19 protein-coding genes are annotated in these 21,707 nt (G+C 66.9%); 13 read left to right on the top strand and 6 right to left on the bottom strand.

The window, feature by feature from the left end:
• The 4 genes from J2W23_RS08920 (at position 1) to J2W23_RS08905 (ending at position 5,504) form a co-directional block, all read left to right on the top strand.
• On the top strand, positions 1-3,222 hold the full coding sequence (locus J2W23_RS08920) for a CusA/CzcA family heavy metal efflux RND transporter (protein WP_307648443.1): 3,222 nt from the start codon (positions 1-3) through the stop codon (positions 3,220-3,222).
• Positions 3,212-4,129 carry a cation diffusion facilitator family transporter gene (locus J2W23_RS08915; RefSeq protein WP_307648442.1) on the top strand — a complete coding sequence of 306 codons (918 nt, stop codon included), beginning with the start codon at positions 3,212-3,214 and terminating at the stop codon, positions 4,127-4,129. Before J2W23_RS08920 ends, J2W23_RS08915 begins: the two co-directional genes overlap by 11 nt.
• A gap of 138 nt (positions 4,130-4,267) precedes the next feature.
• A complete protein-coding gene (locus tag J2W23_RS08910) occupies positions 4,268-5,020 on the top strand; it encodes an SDR family oxidoreductase (RefSeq protein WP_307648441.1) in 753 nt (250 codons plus the stop codon).
• A gap of 76 nt (positions 5,021-5,096) precedes the next feature.
• The gene (locus J2W23_RS08905; protein WP_307648440.1) at positions 5,097-5,504 is read left to right on the top strand and encodes a cupin domain-containing protein; all 408 of its coding nucleotides are present in this window, start codon (positions 5,097-5,099) and stop codon (positions 5,502-5,504) included.
• 15 nt (positions 5,505-5,519) lie between these two features.
• On the opposite strand, the gene mog is transcribed toward J2W23_RS08905, so the two are convergent.
• Together mog and yjgA are read right to left on the bottom strand one after the other, a co-directional pair.
• Positions 5,520-6,119: a molybdopterin adenylyltransferase gene (gene mog, locus J2W23_RS08900; protein ID WP_307648439.1), complete on the bottom strand. Its 600-nt coding sequence runs from the start codon at positions 6,117-6,119 to the stop codon at positions 5,520-5,522.
• Positions 6,116-6,772, bottom strand: a complete 657-nt coding sequence (gene yjgA, locus J2W23_RS08895; RefSeq protein WP_307648438.1) for a ribosome biogenesis factor YjgA — start codon at positions 6,770-6,772, stop codon at positions 6,116-6,118. Before yjgA ends, mog begins: the two co-directional genes overlap by 4 nt.
• A 97-nt stretch (positions 6,773-6,869) precedes the next feature.
• On the opposite strand from yjgA, the gene pmbA reads away from it, so the two are divergent.
• Together pmbA and J2W23_RS08885 are read left to right on the top strand one after the other, a co-directional pair.
• A complete protein-coding gene (gene pmbA / locus J2W23_RS08890; RefSeq protein WP_176656387.1) occupies positions 6,870-8,240 on the top strand; it encodes a metalloprotease PmbA in 1,371 nt (456 codons plus the stop codon).
• A gap of 72 nt (positions 8,241-8,312) precedes the next feature.
• Positions 8,313-9,263, top strand: a complete 951-nt coding sequence (locus J2W23_RS08885) for an AraC family transcriptional regulator (RefSeq protein WP_307648437.1) — start codon at positions 8,313-8,315, stop codon at positions 9,261-9,263.
• Between the two features lie 7 nt (positions 9,264-9,270).
• On the opposite strand, the gene J2W23_RS08880 is transcribed toward J2W23_RS08885, so the two are convergent.
• The 4 genes from J2W23_RS08880 to J2W23_RS08865 form a co-directional block, all read right to left on the bottom strand.
• Complete coding sequence (locus J2W23_RS08880; RefSeq protein ID WP_307648436.1) at positions 9,271-10,506, bottom strand: MFS transporter; 1,236 nt, start codon at positions 10,504-10,506, stop codon at positions 9,271-9,273.
• Between the two features lie 11 nt (positions 10,507-10,517).
• The gene (locus tag J2W23_RS08875; protein WP_307648435.1) at positions 10,518-11,381 is read right to left on the bottom strand and encodes an alpha/beta fold hydrolase; all 864 of its coding nucleotides are present in this window, start codon (positions 11,379-11,381) and stop codon (positions 10,518-10,520) included.
• Positions 11,382-11,578: 197 nt separating this feature from the next.
• On the bottom strand, positions 11,579-12,028 hold the full coding sequence (locus J2W23_RS08870; protein WP_307648434.1) for a DUF4124 domain-containing protein: 450 nt from the start codon (positions 12,026-12,028) through the stop codon (positions 11,579-11,581).
• A gap of 105 nt (positions 12,029-12,133) precedes the next feature.
• Positions 12,134-13,864 (bottom strand): M4 family metallopeptidase, encoded by a 1,731-nt coding sequence (locus tag J2W23_RS08865; protein ID WP_307648433.1) that lies wholly within the window; start codon positions 13,862-13,864, stop codon positions 12,134-12,136.
• A 333-nt stretch (positions 13,865-14,197) separates the two neighbouring features.
• Between J2W23_RS08865 and J2W23_RS08860 the strand changes: the two genes are divergently transcribed.
• From J2W23_RS08860 to J2W23_RS08830, 7 genes are all read left to right on the top strand, one after another.
• Entirely contained in the window at positions 14,198-15,478 is a 1,281-nt protein-coding gene (locus tag J2W23_RS08860; RefSeq protein ID WP_307648432.1) for an ABC transporter substrate-binding protein, read from the top strand.
• Positions 15,475-16,359, top strand: coding sequence for a carbohydrate ABC transporter permease (locus J2W23_RS08855; protein ID WP_307648431.1), 885 nt, complete (start codon positions 15,475-15,477; stop codon positions 16,357-16,359). The genes J2W23_RS08860 and J2W23_RS08855 overlap by 4 nt, the downstream gene beginning before the upstream one ends.
• Positions 16,356-17,192, top strand: a complete 837-nt coding sequence (locus J2W23_RS08850) for a carbohydrate ABC transporter permease (protein WP_176656394.1) — start codon at positions 16,356-16,358, stop codon at positions 17,190-17,192. Before J2W23_RS08855 ends, J2W23_RS08850 begins: the two co-directional genes overlap by 4 nt.
• Before the next feature lie 32 nt (positions 17,193-17,224).
• A complete protein-coding gene (locus J2W23_RS08845) occupies positions 17,225-18,340 on the top strand; it encodes an ABC transporter ATP-binding protein (RefSeq protein ID WP_307648430.1) in 1,116 nt (371 codons plus the stop codon).
• Positions 18,341-18,375: 35 nt separating this feature from the next.
• The gene (locus tag J2W23_RS08840) at positions 18,376-19,425 is read left to right on the top strand and encodes an NAD(P)-dependent alcohol dehydrogenase (RefSeq protein ID WP_176656396.1); all 1,050 of its coding nucleotides are present in this window, start codon (positions 18,376-18,378) and stop codon (positions 19,423-19,425) included.
• Positions 19,426-19,542: 117 nt separating this feature from the next.
• Complete coding sequence (locus tag J2W23_RS08835; RefSeq protein WP_307648509.1) at positions 19,543-20,364, top strand: SDR family oxidoreductase; 822 nt, start codon at positions 19,543-19,545, stop codon at positions 20,362-20,364.
• Complete coding sequence (locus J2W23_RS08830) at positions 20,364-21,692, top strand: flavin-containing monooxygenase (RefSeq protein ID WP_307648429.1); 1,329 nt, start codon at positions 20,364-20,366, stop codon at positions 21,690-21,692. The genes J2W23_RS08835 and J2W23_RS08830 overlap by 1 nt, the downstream gene beginning before the upstream one ends.
• Positions 21,693-21,707: the final 15 nt, after the last annotated feature.

Below are 21,707 nucleotides of genomic sequence, written 5' to 3'. Positions count from 1 at the left end.
ATGTTCGAACGCATCATCGGGTTCTCCATTGCGCAGCGCTGGCTGGTGCTGCTCGCCGTGCTCGGCATGGCCGCGCTCGGCGTCTTCAGCTACCAGAAGCTGCCCATCGACGCGGTGCCCGACATCACCAACGTGCAGGTGCAGATCAACACCTCCGCGCCCGGCTACTCGCCGCTGGAGGCCGAGCAGCGCGTGACCTACCCCATCGAGACGGTGATGGCGGGCCTGCCGGGCCTGCAGCAGACCCGCTCGCTCTCGCGCTACGGCCTCTCGCAGGTGACGGTGATCTTCCAGGACGGCACCGACATCTACTTCGCGCGGCAACTCGTGAACGAGCGCATCCAGTCGGCGCGCGAGAGCATGCCGAGCGGCATCTCGCCGGTGATCGGGCCGATCTCCACGGGCCTCGGCGAGATCTACCTCTGGACCGTGGAAGCGGAAGAGGGCGCGAAGAAGCCCGACGGCAAGCCCTACACGCCCACGGACCTGCGCGAGATCCAGGACTGGATCATCAAGCCGCAGCTTCGCAACGTGAAGGGCGTGACCGAGATCAACTCCATCGGCGGCTACGACAAGGAATACCAGATCGCCCCCGACCCCGCGAAGCTCCTGGCGCACGGCCTCACGATGACCGACCTGGTCACCGCGCTGGAGCGCAACAACGCCAACGTGGGCGCGGGCTACATCGAGAAGCGCGGCGAGCAGTACCTCATCCGCGCGCCGGGGCAGGTGAAGTCGGTGGAGGACATCGGCAACGTGATCCTGGGCAACGCGGGCGGCATTCCGCTGCGGGTGCAGGACGTGGCCGAGGTCGGCATCGGCCAGGAGCTGCGCACGGGCGCGGCCACCGACAACGGCCGCGAGGTGGTGCTGGGCACCGTCTTCATGCTGATCGGCGAGAACAGCCGCACCGTGTCGCAGGCTGTCGACAAGAAGATGCAGGAGGTCAACCGCACGCTGCCCGCGGGCGTGAAGGCGGTGACGGTGTACGACCGCACGGTGCTGGTGGACAAGGCCATCGCCACGGTGAAGAAGAACCTCTTCGAGGGCGCGGTGCTGGTGATCGCGATCCTCTTTCTCTTTCTCGGCAACATCCGCGCGGCGCTGATCACCGCGCTGGTGATTCCGCTGTCGATGCTCTTCACTTTCACCGGCATGGTGAACCAGAAGATCAGCGCCAACCTCATGAGCCTGGGGGCGCTGGACTTCGGGATCATCATCGACGGCGCGGTGGTGATCGTGGAGAACTGCGTGCGGCGCCTCGCGCATGCGCAGGCCAAGCACGGCCGGCCGCTCACGCGCAGCGAGCGTTTCCATGAAGTGTTCGCCGCCTCGCAGGAGGCGCGGCGTCCGCTGCTGTTCGGGCAGCTGATCATCATGATCGTGTACCTGCCGATCTTTGCGCTCACGGGCGTGGAGGGAAAGCTCTTCCACCCGATGGCCTTCACCGTGGTGATTGCGCTGGTGGGCGCGATGATCCTGTCGATCACCTTCATTCCCGCGGCCGTGGCGCTGTTCATCGGCAACAAGGTCAGCGAGAAGGAAAACCGCCTGATGACGTGGGCCAAGCGCGGCTACGAGCCACTGCTCGCGCGCGTGATGACGGCCAAGCCTCTGGTGATCACGCTGGCTGCCGTGGCGGTGGTGCTCTCGGGCCTCCTGGCCACGCGGCTGGGCACGGAGTTCGTGCCGAGCCTGAGCGAAGGCGACTTCGCGATCCAGGCGCTGCGCATCCCGGGCACCAGCCTCACGCAATCGGTCGAGATGCAGAAGCAGCTCGAACGCACGCTGAAGGCGAAGTTTCCGGAGATCGAGCGCGTGTTTGCGCGCACCGGCACGGCCGAGATCGCATCGGACCCGATGCCGCCGAACATCTCCGACGGCTACATCATGTTGAAGCCCGAGAGCGAGTGGCCTGCGCCGAAACGCACGCGCGCGGAACTGCTCGCGGCGGTGCAGGAAGAGGTCGAGAAGCTGCCGGGCAACAACTACGAGTTCTCCCAGCCGATCCAGTTGCGCTTCAACGAGCTGATCTCCGGCGTGCGCAGCGACGTGGCCGTGAAGATCTTCGGCGACGACATGGCGGTGCTCGACAAGACAGCGGCCGAGGTGTCGAAGGTGCTTGCGGGCATCTCGGGCGCCGCCGAGGTGAAGGTGGAGCAGACCACGGGCCTGCCGATGCTCACGGTGAACATTGACCGCCAGAAGACCGCGCGCTACGGCCTGAACGTGGGCGACGTGCAGGACGCGATCTCCATCGCCGTCGGCGGCCGCGAGGCGGGCACGCTGTTCGATGGCGACCGGCGCTTCGACATCCTTGTGCGCCTGCCCGAGAACCTGCGCACCGACCTGGAGGCGATCAAGCGGCTGCCCGTGGCATTGCCCAAGGGCGCGGGTGCCGAGGGGCTGCGCACCAGCTTCATTCCGCTCGGAGAAGTCGCCACGCTGGAACTCGCGCCCGGCCCCAACCAGGTGAGCCGCGAGAACGGCAAGCGCCGCATCGTGGTGAGCGCCAATGTGCGCGGCCGCGACCTCGGCTCCTTCGTGGCCGAGGCCGAGGAAGCGATGCGCAAGGTGACCATTCCCACCGGCTACTGGACCGTGTGGGGCGGCCAGTACGAGAACCTCGCTTCGGCCACGCAGCGGCTGCAGGTGGTGGTGCCGGTGTCGCTGCTCCTGGTGTTCACGCTGCTGTTCGCGATGTTCGGCAACCTCAAGGACGGCCTGCTGGTGTTCACCGGCATCCCGTTCGCGCTCACCGGCGGCATCGTGGCGCTGTGGCTGCGCGGCATTCCGCTGTCGATCTCGGCGGCGGTGGGCTTCATCGCGCTCTCGGGCGTGGCGGTGCTCAACGGGCTGGTGATGATCTCGTTCATCCGCAACCTGCGGGAGGGCGGGCTGCCGCTGGACGCGGCGATCCGCGAAGGCGCGCTCACCCGGCTGCGGCCGGTGCTGATGACGGCGCTGGTGGCCTCGCTGGGCTTCGTGCCGATGGCGATCGCCACCGGCACCGGCGCCGAGGTGCAGCGGCCGCTGGCGACGGTGGTGATCGGCGGTATCCTGTCCTCGACCGCCTTGACGCTGCTGGTGCTGCCGCTCCTCTACCGCATCGCCCACCGGTGCGACGAAGACGAAGAACTGGAAGACGCCCGCGAACGGCGCCATGGCGCGCCGCTCGATCCTTCGCCAGGTTCCCAAGGAGTGACGATCCATGGCACATGAACATGCCCACGCGGTGGGCGGCAACGAGAAGGCGCTGCGCTGGGCCTTGCTGCTGACCTCGCTCTACCTCGTGGCGGAGGTGGTGGGCGGGTTGGTGTCGGGGAGCCTCGCGCTGTTGTCCGATGCGGCCCACATGTTCACCGACACGGTGGCGCTCGCAATCTCGCTGGCCGCCATCTGGATCGGCAAGCGGCCGGCGGACAAGCGGCGCACCTTCGGCTACTACCGCTTCGAGATCCTTGCGGCCGTGCTCAACGCGGTGCTGCTTTTCTTCGTGGCGATCTACGTGCTGTACGAGGCGTACCGGCGCATCTCGGCGCCGGCCGAGATCCAGTCGACCATGATGCTGCTGGTGGCCGTGGGCGGGTTGGTCGTCAACCTCGTCGGCATGCGCTTGCTGGCGAGCGGCAAGGACGAGAGCCTGAACGTGAAGGGCGCTTACCTGGAGGTGTGGGCCGACATGCTGGGCTCGGTCGGCGTGATCGTCGGTGCGCTGGTGATTCGCTACACCGGGTGGGCGTGGGTGGATTCGGTGATTGCGGTGGCCATCGGGCTGTGGGTCTTGCCGCGCACCTGGCGCTTGTTGCGCGAGAGCCTGAATGTGCTGCTCGAAGGCGTGCCCGATGACGTGGACCTGCCTGCCGTTGAAAGTGCGCTGCTTGGCAGTGAGGGTGTCGCGAGCCTGCACGACCTGCATGTGTGGGCGCTCTCCAGCGGCAAGGTCAGCCTGAGCGTGCATGTGGTGTGCACGCCCGAGGTGGGCGACATGGCGCCGCTGATGCTGCAGTTGCGTGCGCTGCTGGCCGAGAAGTTCGACATCCACCATTCGACGGTGCAGGTCGAGCGCGTGCCTTGCGAGCAGGCGGTGGAGAGCCATGGGTTCGGGCCTGCGGTGGCGGCCACCTAGCGCTGCCGATCGGCCGATTCCGGGATTTTTCGATCCCGCTGTCACAAACGCCCCCCAACGGACGTCTTGCTTGTATGGACGCCCATGGGGGGCGTACCTTTTTGACCCCGCTTCCACCCCTTTACCCAGGAATCGACCATGAAGATCGTCATCATCGGAGGCTCCGGCCTCATCGGCTCCAAGCTCGCTGCGCTGTTGCGCAATGCCGGCCACGAGGTCAACGCCGCCTCGCCCTCCACGGGCGTCAACACCCTCACCGGGGAGGGCCTGAAAGAGGCGCTGGCGGACGCCCAGGTCGTCGTCGACGTGGCGAATTCGCCCTCGTTCGCCGACGAGCCGGCGTTGCATTTCTTCGACACCGCGGGCCGCAACCTGCTCGCCGCCGAGGCGGAGGCGGGCGTCGCGCACCACATCGCGCTGTCGGTGGTCGGCACCGATCGCCTGCTGGCCAGCGGCTATTTCCGCGCCAAGCAGCGCCAGGAAGAGCTGATCGAGGCCTCGCCCGTGCCCTGGACCATCGTGCAGGCGACGCAGTTCTTCGAGTTCGTGGCCGGCATCGCCGACGGAAGCGTGCGGGACGGCGAAGTGCGGCTGTCGAACGCGCTGATCCAGCCGATGGCGGCGGACGACGTTGCTGCCGCGCTCGCCGTGGTGGTGGGCGAGCCGCCCGCGCGGCGTCGGATCGAGATCGCGGGGCCCGAGACCACACCGCTCGATGCGCTCGTGCGCCGCCTGTTCGCGGCGACCGGCGACAAGCGCCCGGTCGTCACCGACGCGGAAGCCAGCTACTTCGGCGTGCAGCTCGACGACCGCTCGCTGACGCCGGGCACCGCCCCGCGCCTCGGGGCGACCCGTTTCGCGGATTGGCTGGCGCAGCGTGCGCGCGCCTGAGCCGCCGGCGACCTGCTTGCGCTTGCTGATCCATTCATTGATTCAAGGCTCGCGACGCGGGCCGGAAAGACAACCCATGACCCGCTTCCAGAAGACCTGCATCTGCCTCGGCCTCGCGCTGGGCATGTTCGCCGCGGTGCCCGCCGTGGCCGCACCCGAGGCCGCCGCGACCATCCTCATGACGAAGGACCTGGCGGACATGCCCGGCAAGGAGGCGATCTCGTTCATCGTCGACTTTCCGCCGGGCTCGGTCGACCCGGTCCATCGCCATGACGCTCACGCCTTCATCTACGTGCTCGAGGGATCGATCGTGATGGGCGTGAAGGGCGGCAAGGAGGTCACGCTGACCCCGGGCCAGACCTTCTACGAAGGCCCGGCCGACATCCACACCGTCGGCCGCAACGCCAGCAAGACCAAGCCCGCGAAGTTCCTCGTGACGATGGTCAAGGACAAGGGCGCGCCGTTGCTGACGCTGGTCAAGTAAGCGGCGGCAAAGCGCTCAGCGCGCCGGGCGGATCGCCGACTTGGGCCGGAAAGCCTTGCAGACCGCGTCGTCGGTCTCCAGGTACGGCCCGCCGATCAGGTCGATGCAATAGGGCACCGCCGCGAAGATGCCGGGCACGACCTGCGTGCCGTCGGCATCCTTGAGCCCTTCGAGCGTTTCCGCAATCGACTTGGGCTGCCCAGGCAGGTTGATGACGAGGCTCTTGTCGCGGATCACCGCCACCTGGCGCGAGAGGATCGCGGTCGGCACGAAGCGCAGGCTGATCTGGCGCATCTGCTCGCCGAAGCCGGGCATTTCCTTGTGGGCGACGGCCAGCGTGGCTTCGGGCGTCACGTCGCGCAGGGCCGGGCCGGTGCCGCCGGTGGTCAGCACCAGCGAGCAGCCGGCATCGACCAGTTCGATCAGCGTGGCGCTGATCACGGCCGCTTCGTCGGGAATCAGCCGGGGCTCGAATTCGATGGGGTTCTTCAGCGCCCGGCCGAGCCATTCCTTCAGCGCGGGCAGGCCCTTGTCTTCGTAGGTGCCGCTGGAGGCGCGGTCGCTGACGGAGACGATGCCGATGCGCACCGGGTCGAACGATGGCGACGAACTCATGCGTCTTCTTCCCGGTCCTGTGCGGCGGCCGCGGCAGCGTGGTCGTCGCCGCCATGCACGGCCAGTTGCTCCCGCACCAGCTGGAAGATCTCGCGGTAGGCCTTGCCCTGGCGGGGCGCCTCGCCGGCCGGGCCGGTCTTCATGTCCTTGCGGGCCTGGCGCACCAGGGCGCGCAGTTGCTGAGAATCGGTGGCGGGGTGGGTCTCGATCCATCCGCCGAGGGCGTCGTCGTCGGCAATCAGCCGGTCGCGCCAGCGTTCGGCCTCGTGCAGGGCGGCGGTTTCGGCGGCCGGCACGCTGTTCTGCTCGGTCAGGGCGAGCTTGACGGCCTCCAGCACTTCGGGTTCGAGCTTGCGCATCAGCTTGCCAATGAATTGCATCTGGCGGCGCTTGCCCTCGAAGTTGGTGATGCGCTTGGCCTCGGCGACGGCGTCGACCAGTTTCTCGTCGAGCGGGAGGGCGTCGAACAGGCCGGCACGCAGGCCGAGCAGCTCGGTGCCGAGTTTTTGAAGTTCGTCGCTTTCGCGCTTGAGATCGGTGCGGCTGGCTTCGTCGGTGCCCTTGAGCTCACGCTTGAGCTCCAGGTCGAGTTCGCTGCCTTCGGCAACGAACTGGCCACGGACGAAATAGCCTTTTTTGGGTTTGCGGGACATGTGGGTGGATTCTGGGCCGCACCGTGCGGCGTTGCAATGTGTGCAACAGAGACAGTGGGGAAACGGGAAAGAGGGGCGCAAGTATCATAGCCACCACATGACGACATCCTCCTCGCGCGCCGATTCCGGCTTCGCCTACAGCCGCTCCTTCTTCGAAAACCTGGTCGACACGGCCTTGGCCCACGCCAAAAAGCTCGGGGCCACCGATGCCGGCGCCGAGGCCTCCGAGGGCTGCGGCCTCAGCGTCTCGGTCCGCAAGGGCGAGCTCGAGAATGTGGAGCGCAACCGGGACAAGTCCCTCGGCATCACCGTCTACGTGGGCCACCGCCGCGGCAACGCCAGCACCTCCGACTTCTCCGAGGCCGCCATCGCCCAGACCGTGCAGGCCGCCTACGACATCGCCCGCTTCACCGCCGAAGACCCGGTCAGCGGCCTTCCCGACGAGGAAGACATTGCCAAGGAACACCCCGAACTCGACCTGTTCCACCCCTGGGACGTGACCAGCGAGCAAGCCGCCAGGCTGGCGCTGGAGTGCGAAGAGGCCGCCCTTTCCACCGACAAGCGCATCACCAACAGCGAAGGCGCGGGCGTCTCGGCCCAGCAGAGCCACTTCTTCAGCGCCCACACGCACGGTTTCCGCGGCGGCTACGCCAGTTCGCGGCACTCGATTTCGGTGGCGCCCATCGCCGGCAAGGGCGACAACATGCAGCGCGACGCCTGGTACAGCTCCATGCGTTCGGCCGACGAGCTCGCCAGTCCGCAGGCCGTGGGCCGATATGCCGCCGAACGGGCCCTGAGCCGCCTGAAGTCGCGCAAGATCAAGACCACCGAATGCCCGGTGCTGTTCGAGTCGCCGCTGGCCGTGGGCCTCCTGGGCGGGCTGGTGCAGGCGGTGAGCGGCGGGGCGCTGTACCGCAAGAGCACCTTCTTGCTCGATTCGCTCGGCAAGCCGGTGCTGCCCAAGCACGTCGACGTGGCCGAAGACCCGCACCTGATGCGCGGCAAGGGCAGCTCGCCCTTCGACGACGAAGGCGTGACCACGCGGGCCCGCAAGGTGGTCGATGCCGGCCGGCTCGAGGGTTACTTCCTCTCCACCTATTCGGCCCGCAAGCTGGGCATGAAGACCACCGGCAACGCCGGCGGCTCGCACAACCTGACGCTGAGCTCGCGCCTGACCAAGCACGGCGACGACCTCGATGCCATGCTCGCCAAGCTGGGCACGGGCTTGTTCGTGATCGAGCTGATGGGGCAGGGCGTGAACTACGTGACCGGCGACTACTCGCGCGGCGCCAGCGGCTTTTGGGTCGAGAAGGGCCGCATCGCTTTCCCGGTGCAGGAGATCACCATCGCCGGCAACCTCAAGGACATGCTGATGGGCATTGAAGCCATCGGCGCGGATGCCTACACTTTCGGCGCCAAGACCACGGGGTCGATTCTGGTCAACCGCATGAAGGTGGCTGGCGCCTGACAGGCGCCTTTTGCCCGCACCGGCAACGTCGCATGCTCGAAAGCAACCCGTGGTCATATCCAGGGAGACGCCATGAGCAAATACAACAATGCACGCAAGCCGGAACTCGAACATGAGCTGATGCGCGACCCCCGGCTCGGGTTCGAGCCGGCGGGCGGCAGCTCGGTACGCTGCCTGCAGCACGGCGTGCCCTGGCCGTTCGACTGCTGGCACTACCACGACGAGTACGAGCTGCAGATCATCAACCGCAGCAGCGGCGATGCCTATGTCGGCAACCACATCGGCCGTTTCGAGCCGGGGTACGTCGCCCTTGTCGGCGGACGGTTGCCGCACACCTGGATCTCCCACGATGTGCCGCCCGAAGGCATCGCCGACCGCAGCATGGTCATTCATTTTCACGACGAGCCGCTGCGCAAGGCCTCGGGCCTGTTCCCCGAGCTGGAGGCGGTGCTGCCGATGCTCGACCGGGCACGGCTCGGCATCGAGTTCTTCGGCATCAGCGGGCGGATGCGGGAGCGCTTCGTGCGGGTGCAGGGCCGGGAGGGCATGGCCCGGCTCTCGGAATTCATCGGGTTGCTGCACGAGTTGGCGAACTGGGAAGACTGGCGCCAGATCTCCAGCACGGCTGGCTCGCTGGACGACGACCCGAGCGCCAACACCCGCATGCGCCGCGTGCTCGACTACCTCGATGCGCACCTGACCGAAGAGCTCTCGCTGCCGGCCGTGTGCGCGGTGGCCAACATGGCCGAGAGCAGCTTCTCGCGCTACTTCCACAAGCACATGGGCAGCACCTTCACCGATTTCGTGACGCGGCTGCGCATCACGAAGGCCTGCGAGATGCTGCAGACCTCCGACCGGCTGGTGAGCGACATCTGCTACGAGGTGGGTTTCGCGAACCTTGCGAATTTCAACCGGCGCTTCCTTCAACTCAAGGGCATGACGCCCTCGGCCTACCGCCAGCAGGCGCAGGACCGTTTCGGCCTGCGCACCGCGCAGAACACGCCGCTCGCCACCACGGCCTGAGCTTTCTTCAGCGGGGTGAATCCTGCGGCGTCAGGTGCCGGGTTGCGGCCCAGAACGCCAGCGCGACGCCACTGGTGATGGCACCCGCCACGCAGACACTGTTCCAGCCGCCGTGCGCGTACAGCATCGTCGAGGCGATCGATCCCGTCGCTGAGCCGATCGAATAGAAGATCATGTAGCCGGCGGTCAGCCGGCTCTGCGCTTCCGGGCGCACGCGGTAGATGAGGCTCTGGTTCGAGACGTGCACCGACTGCAGGCCGAAGTCGATCGTGACCACGCCGATCACCATCGCCCAGATGGACCATGGCAGCAGCGCGATGAGCGCCCACGACAGCAGCATGACCACGAGCCCGATGCCGGTGGTGCGCTGCGCCCGGCCCAGGTCCGCCATACGGCCCGCGCGCGAAGCGCCCAGTGCGCCCGCCGCGCCCGCCAAACCGAACAGCCCCACCTGCGTGTGCGAGAGCGAAAAGGGCGGCGCCGCGAGCGGCAGCACCATTGGCGTCAGCAGCATCGTGATGGCCATGAAGATCAGCATCGCGAGCACCGCGCGGATGCGCAGCACGGGCTCTTCGACGAAGAGCGTGAACACCGAGCGGATCAGCTGAAGGTACGGAATGCGCACGGCAGGCCGCACGTTTCGCGGGAGCGCCCTCCACAGCAGGCCAGCGACGACCAGCGTGGCCGCGGCCGACACCAGGTACACCGAGCGCCAGCCGAAGAGATCCGACAGCGTGCCCGACACGGCCCGCGCCAGCAGGATGCCGACGATGATCCCGCTGGTGACGATGCCCACCACGCGGCCGCGCTCGCCCGGCGGCGCCATGATCGCGGCGTAGGCGACCAGCACCTGCGTCACGACGGCCAGCACGCCGACCGCCGCCATCGCCGGCAGCAGCATCGTCGCACTGGGCGCTATCGCCACGCAGAGCAGCGCGATCACCGACAGCAGCGATTGCCCCACGATCAGCCGCCGGCGGTCGATCAGGTCGCCCAGTGGCACGACCAGCAGCAGCCCGAGGCCGTAGCCGACCTGGGTGATGGTGATGACGATGCCCACCGCCGCGGGGCGGATGCCGAAGGTGGCCGCGAGCGTGTCCAGCAGCGGCTGGGCGTAGTAGACATTGGCAACCGCAAGCCCGCATGCGATCGCGAACAGCAGTGCCATCGCGCCGGATATCGGCGGCGCAGCGGGACGTGTTTCCGCCTGCCGCGCTGCGGCGGCATCGATGTTCAATTCCATGGCGGACCTGCTCAGACCTTCAGGGCGTCGTGGAAGCGCTCGATGTGGGTGGCGATCGTCTCTCCCAGTTCCTCGAGTGCGAAGTGGCCGGTGTCGAGCAGCTTGAAGTCGATCTGCCGCAGGTCTCGCTGGTAGGGGTACGCGCCCGACGGCGGAAAGATCACGTCGTTGGCGCCCCAGACCACCAGCGTCGGCGGCTGGTGCTGGCGGAAATAGGCCTGCCAGGCCGGGTAACGCGAGAGGTTGCTGCCGTAGTCGTGCAGCAGGGCGGCCATCGCGTCCTTGTTGCCGGGCCGGGCGAGCAGGGCGCGTTGCAGCAGCCAGTTGTCCGGGTCGATGCGCGACGGGTCCTTCACGCCGTGGGTGTAGTTCCACTCCAGCGCCGCATCGGACATCGCGGCTTCGCGGATCTTTGCGTAGTTGGCGGGCGACGGGTCTTTCCACAGCGCACGCGCGAGGCTCCAGAAATCGTCGGGCAAGCCTTCTTCGTAGGCATTGGCGTTCTGCACCACGAGGAAGCTCACCTTCTCCGGATGGCGCGTGGCGAGGCGAAACCCGACCGGGCCGCCGAAGTCCTGCATGTAGAGGCCGTAGCGCGCGAGGCCGAGTTGCTCGGTGAACTTCTCCACGATGTCGGCGAGGCCGTCGAAGGTATAGCTGAACTCGACCACCGAAGGCGCGTCGCTGTGCCCGAAGCCCGGGTAGTCCGGTGCAATGACGTGGAAGCGATGGGCCAGCCGCTCGATCAGCTCTCGATACATGAAGGACGACGCCGGAAAACCGTGCAGCAGGAGCAGGGCCGGCAACGCGGGGTCGCCTGCCTCGCGGTAGAAGATCTTCAGGCCGTCGACGGTGGTGGTGCGGTAGTGGGTCATGGCGAATCCGGGAAGAGGTTGGCAGGGCAGGTGGCGGCTTCTGGTTTCAAAAGAAGACCGGGCAAATTCTATCTTTCCGGTTTTATGTTGCAACCAGTGAGGCCGCACCAAGACCAGGGCGATGGCTTTTCCACAACCCGGTTTCAGTCGGAATCGGCTATTTGCGCCTGCGTTGCGGCGCGCTCGGAATCACCCGGTCACTTGCAGAAGGACTTGATGTCGTTCTGCGCCACGTCGCGGTCGTATTGGTCGATGGGCTTGCCGTTGCTGTGCTGCAGCAAGCCGGCGAGAACATCCCGTGCGAGCGCGCAGCGCGATGCATCGGTGCCGTTCTCCCTTCCACCCGAGACCGACCTGGGCCTTGCCACGGGCGGCCCGTAGGGTGGCACTCCCGTCGCCGTCTGCGTCGGTGACGTGGCTCTGCTCCAGGCACGCCAGTCTTCCTTCGGTGCGGCGCTTTGCGGCGGCGCCGGTGCAGGCTTCACTTCCACCGTCCTGGCATCGCCTGCATCGGCCTTGCGCTCCGAGTAATGCGTCTGCCCCTTGGCATCGACCCACTTGTAGATTTCCGCATGGCTGGCGGATGGAAGAAGCAGCGCCGCGAGAGCGGCGCTGAGCACATGCCAGGCGGGATTCGGACTTTGCATCTTCGGGCGCAGAGAGATGAATCGGTGGGCACCGATCCTGGCCCGGATGATGCCCGACCGGCGGCCATCTGAGCCTGCCGGCAGGGGCCTTTCACCGCCGACTGGTCATTCGACCAGGACCGCGCTCCACGCGCGCGCCACGGCAGCCTTCTCGACCGAGCTGGCGCCATAGAGATCCGACGCCGCGCGGATCGATGCGGAGCGGGCGTTCGGGTAGGTCGAGTTGCCGTTCAGGTACAGCGTGAGGGTGCGGTACCAGATCTTGCCGGCCTTCTCGCGCCCGATGCCCGCCACGCCGGTGTCGCCGTTGCACACCAGGTCGTTCTTTGTCAGCCGGGTGTCGGTCGACGGCACCACGGCGCCTTCGGCCAGCAGATAGAAGAAGCGATTGCCGACCCCCGAGGTGAGGTGGGGGTCGTGCCTGGGATTCACGAGCACGCTCTTGAAGCCGCCCTGCGGATAGCAGACGTACGAACGCCCGTCGATGTCCTGCTTGTACATCTTGCGCAGGCCCGAGGCCAGGATGCGCGCGCCGATGACGTAGTTGCCCGGATCGTTCGCGTTGTTCGCGTGGTACTTGACCAGCGTGCCGAAGATGTCGGAGTTCGCCTCGTTCAGCCCGCCCGCGTCGCGCGAATACGCAAGGTTCGCGGTGGCCTGGTTCACGCCGTGGCTCATCTCGTGCCCGGCGACGTCGATGGACACCACCGGCCTGGGCAGCGAGGTGCCTGCCTGCCCGTCGCCGTAGACCATCATCCGGTACTCGCCGATCCATGCGGCATTGGCGCCCGTGATGCTGCCGTCCTGGTTGGTGAACAGCACGTGCGCATAGCTCTGGACGCCCTGGCCGTCGTTGAAGATGCCGTTGCGGCCGTGCACGGTCTTGTAGTAGTCCCAGGTCTTGGCCAGGCCGTAGTTGATGTCGACCGCGACGGTCTTGCGGTCCGTGACGGCACCGTTGCCCCACTTGTTGTCGGGGCTGGTGAACGGGACCAGGTCCGGTGCATCGAACAGGTCCGTGTACACCGAGTCGCGGCCATCGATCACCTCGCCGCCGCCGCGCGTCGGGTCGACCATGCGATAGGCGTTGTTGCCGGTCTGGTCGGTGGTGATCTGAAGGTCGCCGTAGTACAGCGACTTCCCCGTGCCCGTGGCGGCCGCGGTGTGCACCAGGTCTTCCGCGTCCAGCAGCTTGCCATCCGCCGCGTTGACGTAGTACGCAACGGCGCTCCCGTGCGACGCGGTGGCCCTGCCGTAGACGCGGACCTCGTAGGCCAGCACCGGCTTCTCGTCACGCGCGAAAACCACCAGCTCGGGCGTGCCGTAGCGCATCACCGCGCTGGCGAAGCGCTCGCCCGCAATCTGCTTGGCGCGCTCGGCGCCGATGTCGGGGGCGTTCTGGATCACGGTGCGCCCATCGACCTTGGCCAGCGTTTCCGGCAGGCGTATCGGGCTGCCTTGCGTGAGGCTGGACTGGGTGAGCTGCCCCCGCACCGAATGCACGACCACGTCGCCGCCGATCACGCGCAGCCCGTTGTGAAAGCGGTCGAAGCGCACATGCTCGGTGCCGTCCTTGTCCACGGTCACGTCGCGCGGCTTGAACTGGTCGCCCTCGGCGGGCGCCGCCGCGCTGCCTGCCGCGCCCTGGACGTCCAGCGAGCGGCGTGTGCGGCTGGGAGCAGGCGTCGCGACGCTGAAGCTCGACGGGTTGCTCTGGATCAACGCCAGTGCGCGGTCGATCGCCGCCTGCTTGCCCGGGTCCGCATCCGCGGCAAAGGCGCCATGCCCCGCCAATGCCAATACGGCGACAACGACAACTTTGAGTCTGGTTTTCATAGGCATTCCACAAAAGGTGATGTAAGGGATAGACACATACCGGCCGGCCGGCGCTTGTGACGCCGGTGAATGGCCGCGTGGATTACAGCGGGGATCGCATGCAGCGTCGATACGGGGGAAGTAGTCGATTCCGCGCTATTTCGTCGCACGCGTTTTCGGCCTGCAAACCTTCGGATTGCAATGAAAGAAAAGTAATTAGCACCCCGCACCCCCGGCAAAACCCCAAGTCCGCTGGTCATCGAAATACCAGTCCCCCGGCGCGCGTGTACGCGGGGCCGGGCCTTCGCTGCATACGCTTCGTCACCCTCACAAGGAACTCAAGGAGACGAGCAAATGACCCACCGAAACACCCGCCGGATCACTGCTGGCGCACTGCTGCTGGCGGCATTGGCCGCAGCCGGCCACGTTCAGGCCCAGCAGGCCTGCAAGGCCGACGTGCGCGTGCTCTCCCAGCCACGCGACGGTCTGACCCTGCTCGAAAAGTACAAGGACGAATTCAAGGCGCTGAGCGGCGCCTCGTTCACCATCGACAACCTCAACGAGAACGATCGCCGCACCAAGACGCGCGCCGATGCATCGACGGTCGGCAAGTACAACGTGTATTACGTCGACGAGGCCAACGTGCCCTTGTTCGCGCAGTCCAAGTGGATCGTGCCGCTGGCCAAGTACTACCCCGCCGACTACGACTACGCCGATTTCGACCCCGGCCGCCAGAAGGTCGCGACCTTCGCGGGCGAGGCATGGTTCGCGCCGCTCACCGGCGGCGGCGACCTGCTGGTGTACCGCAAGGACTTGCTCGAGAAAGCCGGCGTCAAGCCGCCCACCACGCTCGACGAGTTCGTCGCCGCCGCCAAGAAGCTCAACGACCCGGCCAACGGCATCTACGGCGTGGCCTTGCGCGGCCAGCGCGGCTCGGGCGCCAACGTGTGGCGCTGGATGCCGTTCTTCCGCGGCTATGGGGGCCAATGGTTCGACGGCGACAAGCCGGTCTTCAACTCGCCCGCCGCGCTGAAGGCCACGCAGACCTACCTGGAGCTCTTCAAGTATTCGGCGCCCGGCACCAAGACTGGCAGCTGGGACGAATCCACCGGCGCCTTCCTCGCGGGCAAGGTCGCGCTGCTGGTCGAGTCGACGCCGCTCGCGGGCAATGCGCTCGACCCCAAGACCTCGACCGTGATCGGCAAGGTCGCCTACCTGCCGCCGCCCACGCCGCTGACCGGCGGCGGCTACGGCCATGGCCTCGCGATCGGTGCCAAGGCCAACAAGACCGAAGAGGCGAAGAAGTGCGCGGGACTCTTCGTCGCGTGGGCCACCTCCAAGAAGCAGGAGCAGCGCCGCCTTGCCGAAGGCCAGTTCAGCGAACTCAACCGCACCAGCGTGCTGGGCAGCCCCGAGTTCGCCAAGCGATACGGCGCCGATCTCGGCAAGGCCCTGGCCGACACCGGCAAGGTGACCGCGGTGAACTTCTGGCAGGACCCGGCATGGCCCGACCTCGGCGACCGCTGGGGGATCATTCTCGAAGAGCTGGTCACCGGTTCTCGCACCGACATCCAGGGCGGGCTCGATGAACTCGACGCCTACGCGAAGCAGTTGATCGCACGGCGCAAGAAGTGAAGCCGACGCGAAGCAACAACAAGACCCGGCTGCCGGTCGTCTTCATCGGACCGGGCCTCCTGGTGCTGGCGGTCCTCGCGCTGGTGCCCACGATCTTCGCGATCGTCATCTCGCTGCAGGACCGGGAACTCGGCCACACCGATGCCGGCTGGGTCTGGTTCTCGAACTACGTGCAGCTGTTCTCCGACCGGCGCTTTCTCAACTCGGTGAGCGTCTCGCTCATCTGGGAGGTGCTGACCGTCACCTCGACGATGGCTGTCGCGGTGCTGCTGGGCGTGCTGCTGTTCCAGAACACCACGCCGCGCTGGCGCAATGCGTTGTGCATGCTGTTCATCGTGCCGGTGCTGCTGCCCCGCGTGTCGGCGGCCTTCGTCTGGAAGTTCGCGTTCCATCCGCTGTTCGGCTTGCTGACCTACCCGTACAAGGTGATCACCGGCGAGCCGCTGGACCTGCTGGCCAATCCGCTCACCGCGCTGCTCACGGTGGCTTTCGTCGATGTGTGGCAGTGGGGGCTGTTCTTCGCCGTCATCGTGCTCAAGCTGCTCGAGACCCTGCCGTCCCAGCCCTTCGAGGCCGCGCGCATGGACCACGCAAAGACCTGGGAGGTCTACGCCTACGTCGCGCTGCCGATGCTCAAGGCGCCGCTCATCAGCCTCACCTTCGTGAAGATGGTCGAGTCGCTGCGGGCCTTCGACCTCATCTACGTGATGACGCGCGGCGGCCCCGGCATCTCGACCGAGACGCTGGACATGTACGCGTTCTCGCAGGGTTTCATCGAGTCGGGCCGCATCTCGTACGCGTCGAGCATGGCCGTGCTGATGATGGTCGCGTCGACCGTGGCCTTCACCTACATCTGGAAATGGACGAGGCCCTCGTCATGAAAAAGCAATCGTCTCTTTCGGCCGGCACGCTGCTCGCGCGGCTGGTGCTCATCGTCGCGGGGCTCTCCGCGCTGGTGCCGGTGCTCTGGACCTTCATCAACTCGTTCAAGAACCGGGTGGACATCGTCTCGGCCGTGCCGAAGTTCATCTTCACGCCCACGCTGGAGAACTACGCCTACGTGCTGGGACGCGAGGCCGTGGCGCAGGGGCTCGTCAACTCGATCCTGGTGGTCGGCGCGGCCGTCCTCATCGGCGCGGTGCTCGGCTTGCCGGCCGCGTATGCGCTCGCACGCTATCCGCTGCGCTGGGCCGACGACATCCAGTTCTTCGTGCTGTCGATGCGCTTCCTGCCGCCTGTGGCGGTGGCCATTCCCTTGATGGTCATCTGGCTGCAGCTGGAGCTCTACGACACGCGCTTCGCACTCATCGTCACCTACACGCTCCTCACGCTCTCCACCGTGATCTGGCTTGCGATTCCGGCTTTCAAGGCGGTGCCCAAGGAAGTGGAGGAGGCCGGCAGGGTCGACGGCTACGGGCCCTACGCGATCTTCTTTCGCGTGTCGCTGCCGATTGCCGCGCGCTCGCTCATCGGTGCCATCGCCTTCGGCTTCGTGCTGGTGTGGAACGAGTTCCTCATCGCGCTGATGCTCACCACCTCCGATGCCAAGACGCTGCCCATCGTCGCCTCCGAACTCAGCCAGTTGGGGCGCGACGTGCCCTGGGGCATCTTGAATGCCTCGGTCATCCTGCTGTCGGTTCCGCCGCTCCTGATGGTCGGCGTGCTCAGCGGTTTTCTCAATGCTGCGTTCAAGCGCAAGCGGGAGGTCGCATGAGCCTTGTCATTTCCTCTTCTCCAGAACAAAAAATGTCTGCAATCAGCTGTCACAACATCATCAAGCGCTACGGGGAAACGCAGGTCGTCCACGAGTTCGACCTCGACGTGGCCGACAACGAGTTCGTCGTGTTCCTCGGCCCCTCGGGCTGCGGCAAGTCGACCATCCTGCGCATGCTCGCGGGCCTGGAGGACATCAGCGGCGGCGACCTGCACATCGGCGGCCGGCGCGTCAACGACCTGCCGCCGCAGGAGCGCGGCATCGCCATGGTTTTCCAGAACTACGCGCTCTACCCGCACATGACCGTGCGCGACAACATCGCCTTCGGTCTCAAGCGGCTGAGGGTGCCCAAGGCCGAGATCGACAGCCGCATCAAGGAGGTGTCGGACACGCTGGGCCTGGAGCGCTACCTGCAGCGCAAGCCCACGGAGCTCTCGGGCGGCCAGCAGCAGCGCGTGGCGATTGCGCGCGCGATGATCAAGACGCCCAAGGTGTTCCTGTTCGACGAGCCGCTGTCCAACCTGGACGCCAAGCTGCGCAACCACATGCGCATCGAGATCGCGAAGCTGCACCAGACGCTCAAGACCACCACGGTCTACGTCACGCACGACCAGCACGAGGCGATGACGCTGGCCGACCGCATCGTGCTGCTGCGCGACGGGCGCATCGAGCAGGTCGGCTCGCCCAAGGAAATCTTCGAGCGCCCGCGCTCGGCCTTCGTGGCCGGCTTCATCGGCACGCCGCCGATGAACCTGGTGGAGATGTCGGTGAAGGACCAAGGCAGCCATTTCGAGTTGAGCTGCAGGGCAGGTGTCGTGCATGTGAATGCGCGCCAGTTCGCGCTCGAAGGCCGCGAGCGCGCGACGCTGGGCATACGTCCCGCGCACCTGCAGGTGGACACCAGCGGCGGGCGCGACGGCGGCTTTTTCGGCGAAGTGCAGCTCATCGAATACCTCGGCAATGAAGTGCTGGTGAGCTTCAGCCAGAACGGCGGGGAGAGCAGCAACGAAATCTCCGCGCTCATGCCGTCGGCACAGGCGCCCCGCTTGCACGAACGCGTGAGCTTTGTGGCCGACCCGCAGCAGGTGCACCTGTTCGATATCGACACCGGCGCATCGCTGCGCATCGACAAGGCCTCCTTGCACTGAACCCCGAAACACACCTTGAGCGAAAGAAAAAGCAAATGAAAGCACTGGTCCTGGAAAAGGCGCACGAACTCACGCTGCGCGACGTCGACGTCCCCCTGCAGGTAGGACCGCGCGACGTCAAGATCCGCATGCACACCGTGGGCGTCTGCGGCAGCGACGTCCACTACTACCAGCACGGCGGCATCGGCCCCTTCGTGGTGAACGAGCCGATGATCCTCGGCCACGAAGCCTCCGGCGTGGTTGCCGAGGTGGGCGCCGAAGTCAAGCACCTGAAGCCCGGCGATCGCGTCTGCATGGAGCCCGGCATTCCCGAGATGGATTCGCGCGCCACCCGCGAAGGCATCTACAACCTCGATCCCGCCGTGCGCTTCTGGGCCACGCCGCCGATCCATGGCTGCCTCACGCCCTTCGTGGTGCACCCGGCCGCTTTCACCTTCCGCATGCCCGACAACGTGAGCTTCGGCGAAGGCGCCATCGTCGAGCCGCTGGCCATCGGACTGCAAGCCGCGAAGAAGGCCGCGCTGAAGCCGGGCGACGTGGCGGTGGTGGTGGGCGCCGGCACCATCGGCGCGATGACCGCGCTGGCGGCGCTGGCCGGCGGCGCGGCCCGCGTGATCCTGGCGGACCTCGTGCCCGAGAAGCTGGCCCTGTTCGCCGACAACCCGGCCGTGACGACAGTGAACGTGCGCGACACCGACCTCGCCGAAACCGTGAAGACCCTGACCGACGGCTGGGGCGCGAACGTCGTCTTCGAAGCCAGCGGCAGCACGCGCGCTTTCGACGGCATCTTCGATCTGCTCTGCCCCGGCGGCTGCCTGGTGCTGGTGGGGATTCCACCCGCCAAGGTCGCGTTCGACATCGTCGCCATCCAGGCGAAGGAAGTGCGCATCGAGTCGGTGTTCCGCTACGCCAACATCTTTCCGCGCGCGCTCGCGCTGATCGCTTCGGGGCAGGTGGACGTGAAGCCCTTCATCTCGCGCACCTTCGCGTTCGAGGACGGCATCCAGGCCTTCGAGGAAGCGGCCGCGGGCCGGGCGAGCGACGTGAAGATCCAGATCGAGTTTCCGACGACCTTGCCGGCCTGATTTCGACGGGCGGCGTACCGGCTGGCCGAGCGCTTTTCGCAAGGGAAAACGCCGGGGAGCGCGATGGCGATGCGCGGCTAAAGTGGCTGCGCCTTGCCACTCGCCCATCCGTCGCCCATGCCGCTGGTCTTTCGCAACGTCGTCCTCACCGGAGCCTGTGGTGGTCTCGGCCAGGCACTGGCGCGCGAACTGATCGGTGGCGGTGCGCAGGTGGCGCTGGTCGGGCTCGATAAGGCGAAGCTCGAGGCGCTTGCTGCGCTGGCACCGGGGCGATGCGCGGTCTACACGCCCGATGTGTCCAACAGCCCTGCGGTGCAGTCCATGGCCGTCGACTGGATGGCCAAGGCCGGCGTGCCCGACCTCGTGATTGCCAATGCAGGCGTGGCGGGTGGCTTCGACACCGCCGAGGCCGACGACCTCGAGGTGCTGCGCCGCATGCTGGAGATCAACCTCCTCGGCGCGGCGACCACCTTCCAGCCTTTCTTGAAGCCGATGCGCGCGCAGCAACGCGGTGCATTGGTCGGCGTGGCCAGCATCGCGGGCTGGCGCGGCATGCCGGGCAATGGCGCCTACTGCGCGAGCAAGGCGGGGTTGATCCGCTATCTCGAAAGCCTGCGCGCCGAGCTGCGCGAGACGGGTGTCACCGTGCACACGATCAGCCCGGGCTACATCCGCACCGCTCTGACTGCGGGCAACCGCTTCGCGATGCCGGGGCTGCTCGAAGCCGACGAGGCCGCGCACCAACTGCTCGCCGGTGTGCAGGCCGGACGCGAGCAGATCGTGCTGCCGCGCCGCATCGGCTGGCTCTCGAAGTTGCTGAACCTGCTGCCCGAGAAACTGCACGACCGCGTGCTGCGCGGACAGCCGCGCAAGCCGCGCGTGGGCGAGGCGGGCGCCACGGCCATTCCGGGCCTCTCTGAAAAACATCCACCCACCTGATGGCAGACAACGCACCCACCCACGAGAAGATCGCCCTCATCGGCGCCGGCCCTTCCGGCCTCGCCGGGGCGCGCAACCTGCAGAAGCACGGCGTTCCGTTCCAAGGCTTCGAGGCGCACAGCGATGTGGGCGGGCTGTGGGACATCGACAATCCGCGCTCCACGGTCTACCACTCGGCGCACCTGATCTCCAGCAAGCGCACCACCGAGTTCGCGGAGTTCCCGATGGCCGACACGGTGGCCGACTATCCGAGCCACCGCGAGCTGCGCCGCTACTTCAGCGATTTCGCCGACCGCTTCGGGCTGCGGGAGCACTTCCGGTTCAACACGCGCGTGCTGCGCGTGGAGCCTGTGAGCGATGCGCCGGACACGCGCTGGCGCGTGACCATCGACACGGGAAGTGGGGAGCCCGAAACCGCCGAGTACAAGGGCGTGGTCATCGCCAACGGCACGCTCGCCGAACCCAAGCGCCCGCAGTTCGAGGGCCGCTTCGACGGCGAGTTGCTGCACACCAGCGACTACAAGCACCCCGAGCTCTTCAAGGACAAGCGCGTGCTGATCGTCGGCGCGGGCAACTCGGGCTGCGACATCGCGGTCGATGCGGTGCACTACGCGAAGAGCGTCGACATCTCGGTGCGGCGCGGCTACTACTTCGTGCCGAAGTACGTGTTCGGCAAGCCGGCCGACACGCTGGGCGGCAAGCGGCCGCTGCCGCCGTGGCTCAAGCAGCGGGTCGATGCGACGGTGCTCAAGTGGTTCACCGGCGACCCGGTGCGCTTCGGGTTTCCGAAGCCCGACTACCGGATGTACGAGTCGCACCCCATCGTGAATTCGCTGGTGCTGCACCACGTGGGCCACGGCGACATCGGCGTGCGCGGCGACATCGCGCGGCTCGACGGGCACACGGTGCATTTCAAGGACGGCAGCGCGCGCGACTATGACCTGATCCTGGCTGCGACCGGCTACGCGCTGCACTACCCGTTCATCGACCGCGAGCTGCTCAACTGGCAGGGCATGGCGCCACGCCTGTACCTCAACATCTTCTCGCCGCGCTTCGAAAACATTGCCGTGCTCGGGATGATCGAGGCGAGCGGCATCGGCTGGCAGGGGCGCTACGAGCAGGCCGAATTGCTGGCGCGCTACTTCCGCGCGAAGGCGGCCGGATCGCCCAAGGCCGCGGCGTTGCGCGCGGCGGTGCAGGGGCCGCCGCCCGATCTTTCGGGCGGCTACAGGTACCTGCAGCTCGAACGCATGGCGTACTACGTGCACAAGGACACCTACCGCGCGGCGGTGCGCAGCGCCTCGGCGGCGCTGGCCGATCCACTCTGAGCGAGGCTTTCACAC

This window comes from Variovorax boronicumulans (assembly GCF_030812215.1).
In the GTDB taxonomy this organism is placed as follows: domain Bacteria; phylum Pseudomonadota; class Gammaproteobacteria; order Burkholderiales; family Burkholderiaceae_C; genus Variovorax; species Variovorax boronicumulans_C.
The sequence above is the reverse complement of the archived record's forward strand: the minus strand, read 5'-3'. Positions and strand labels throughout refer to the sequence as shown.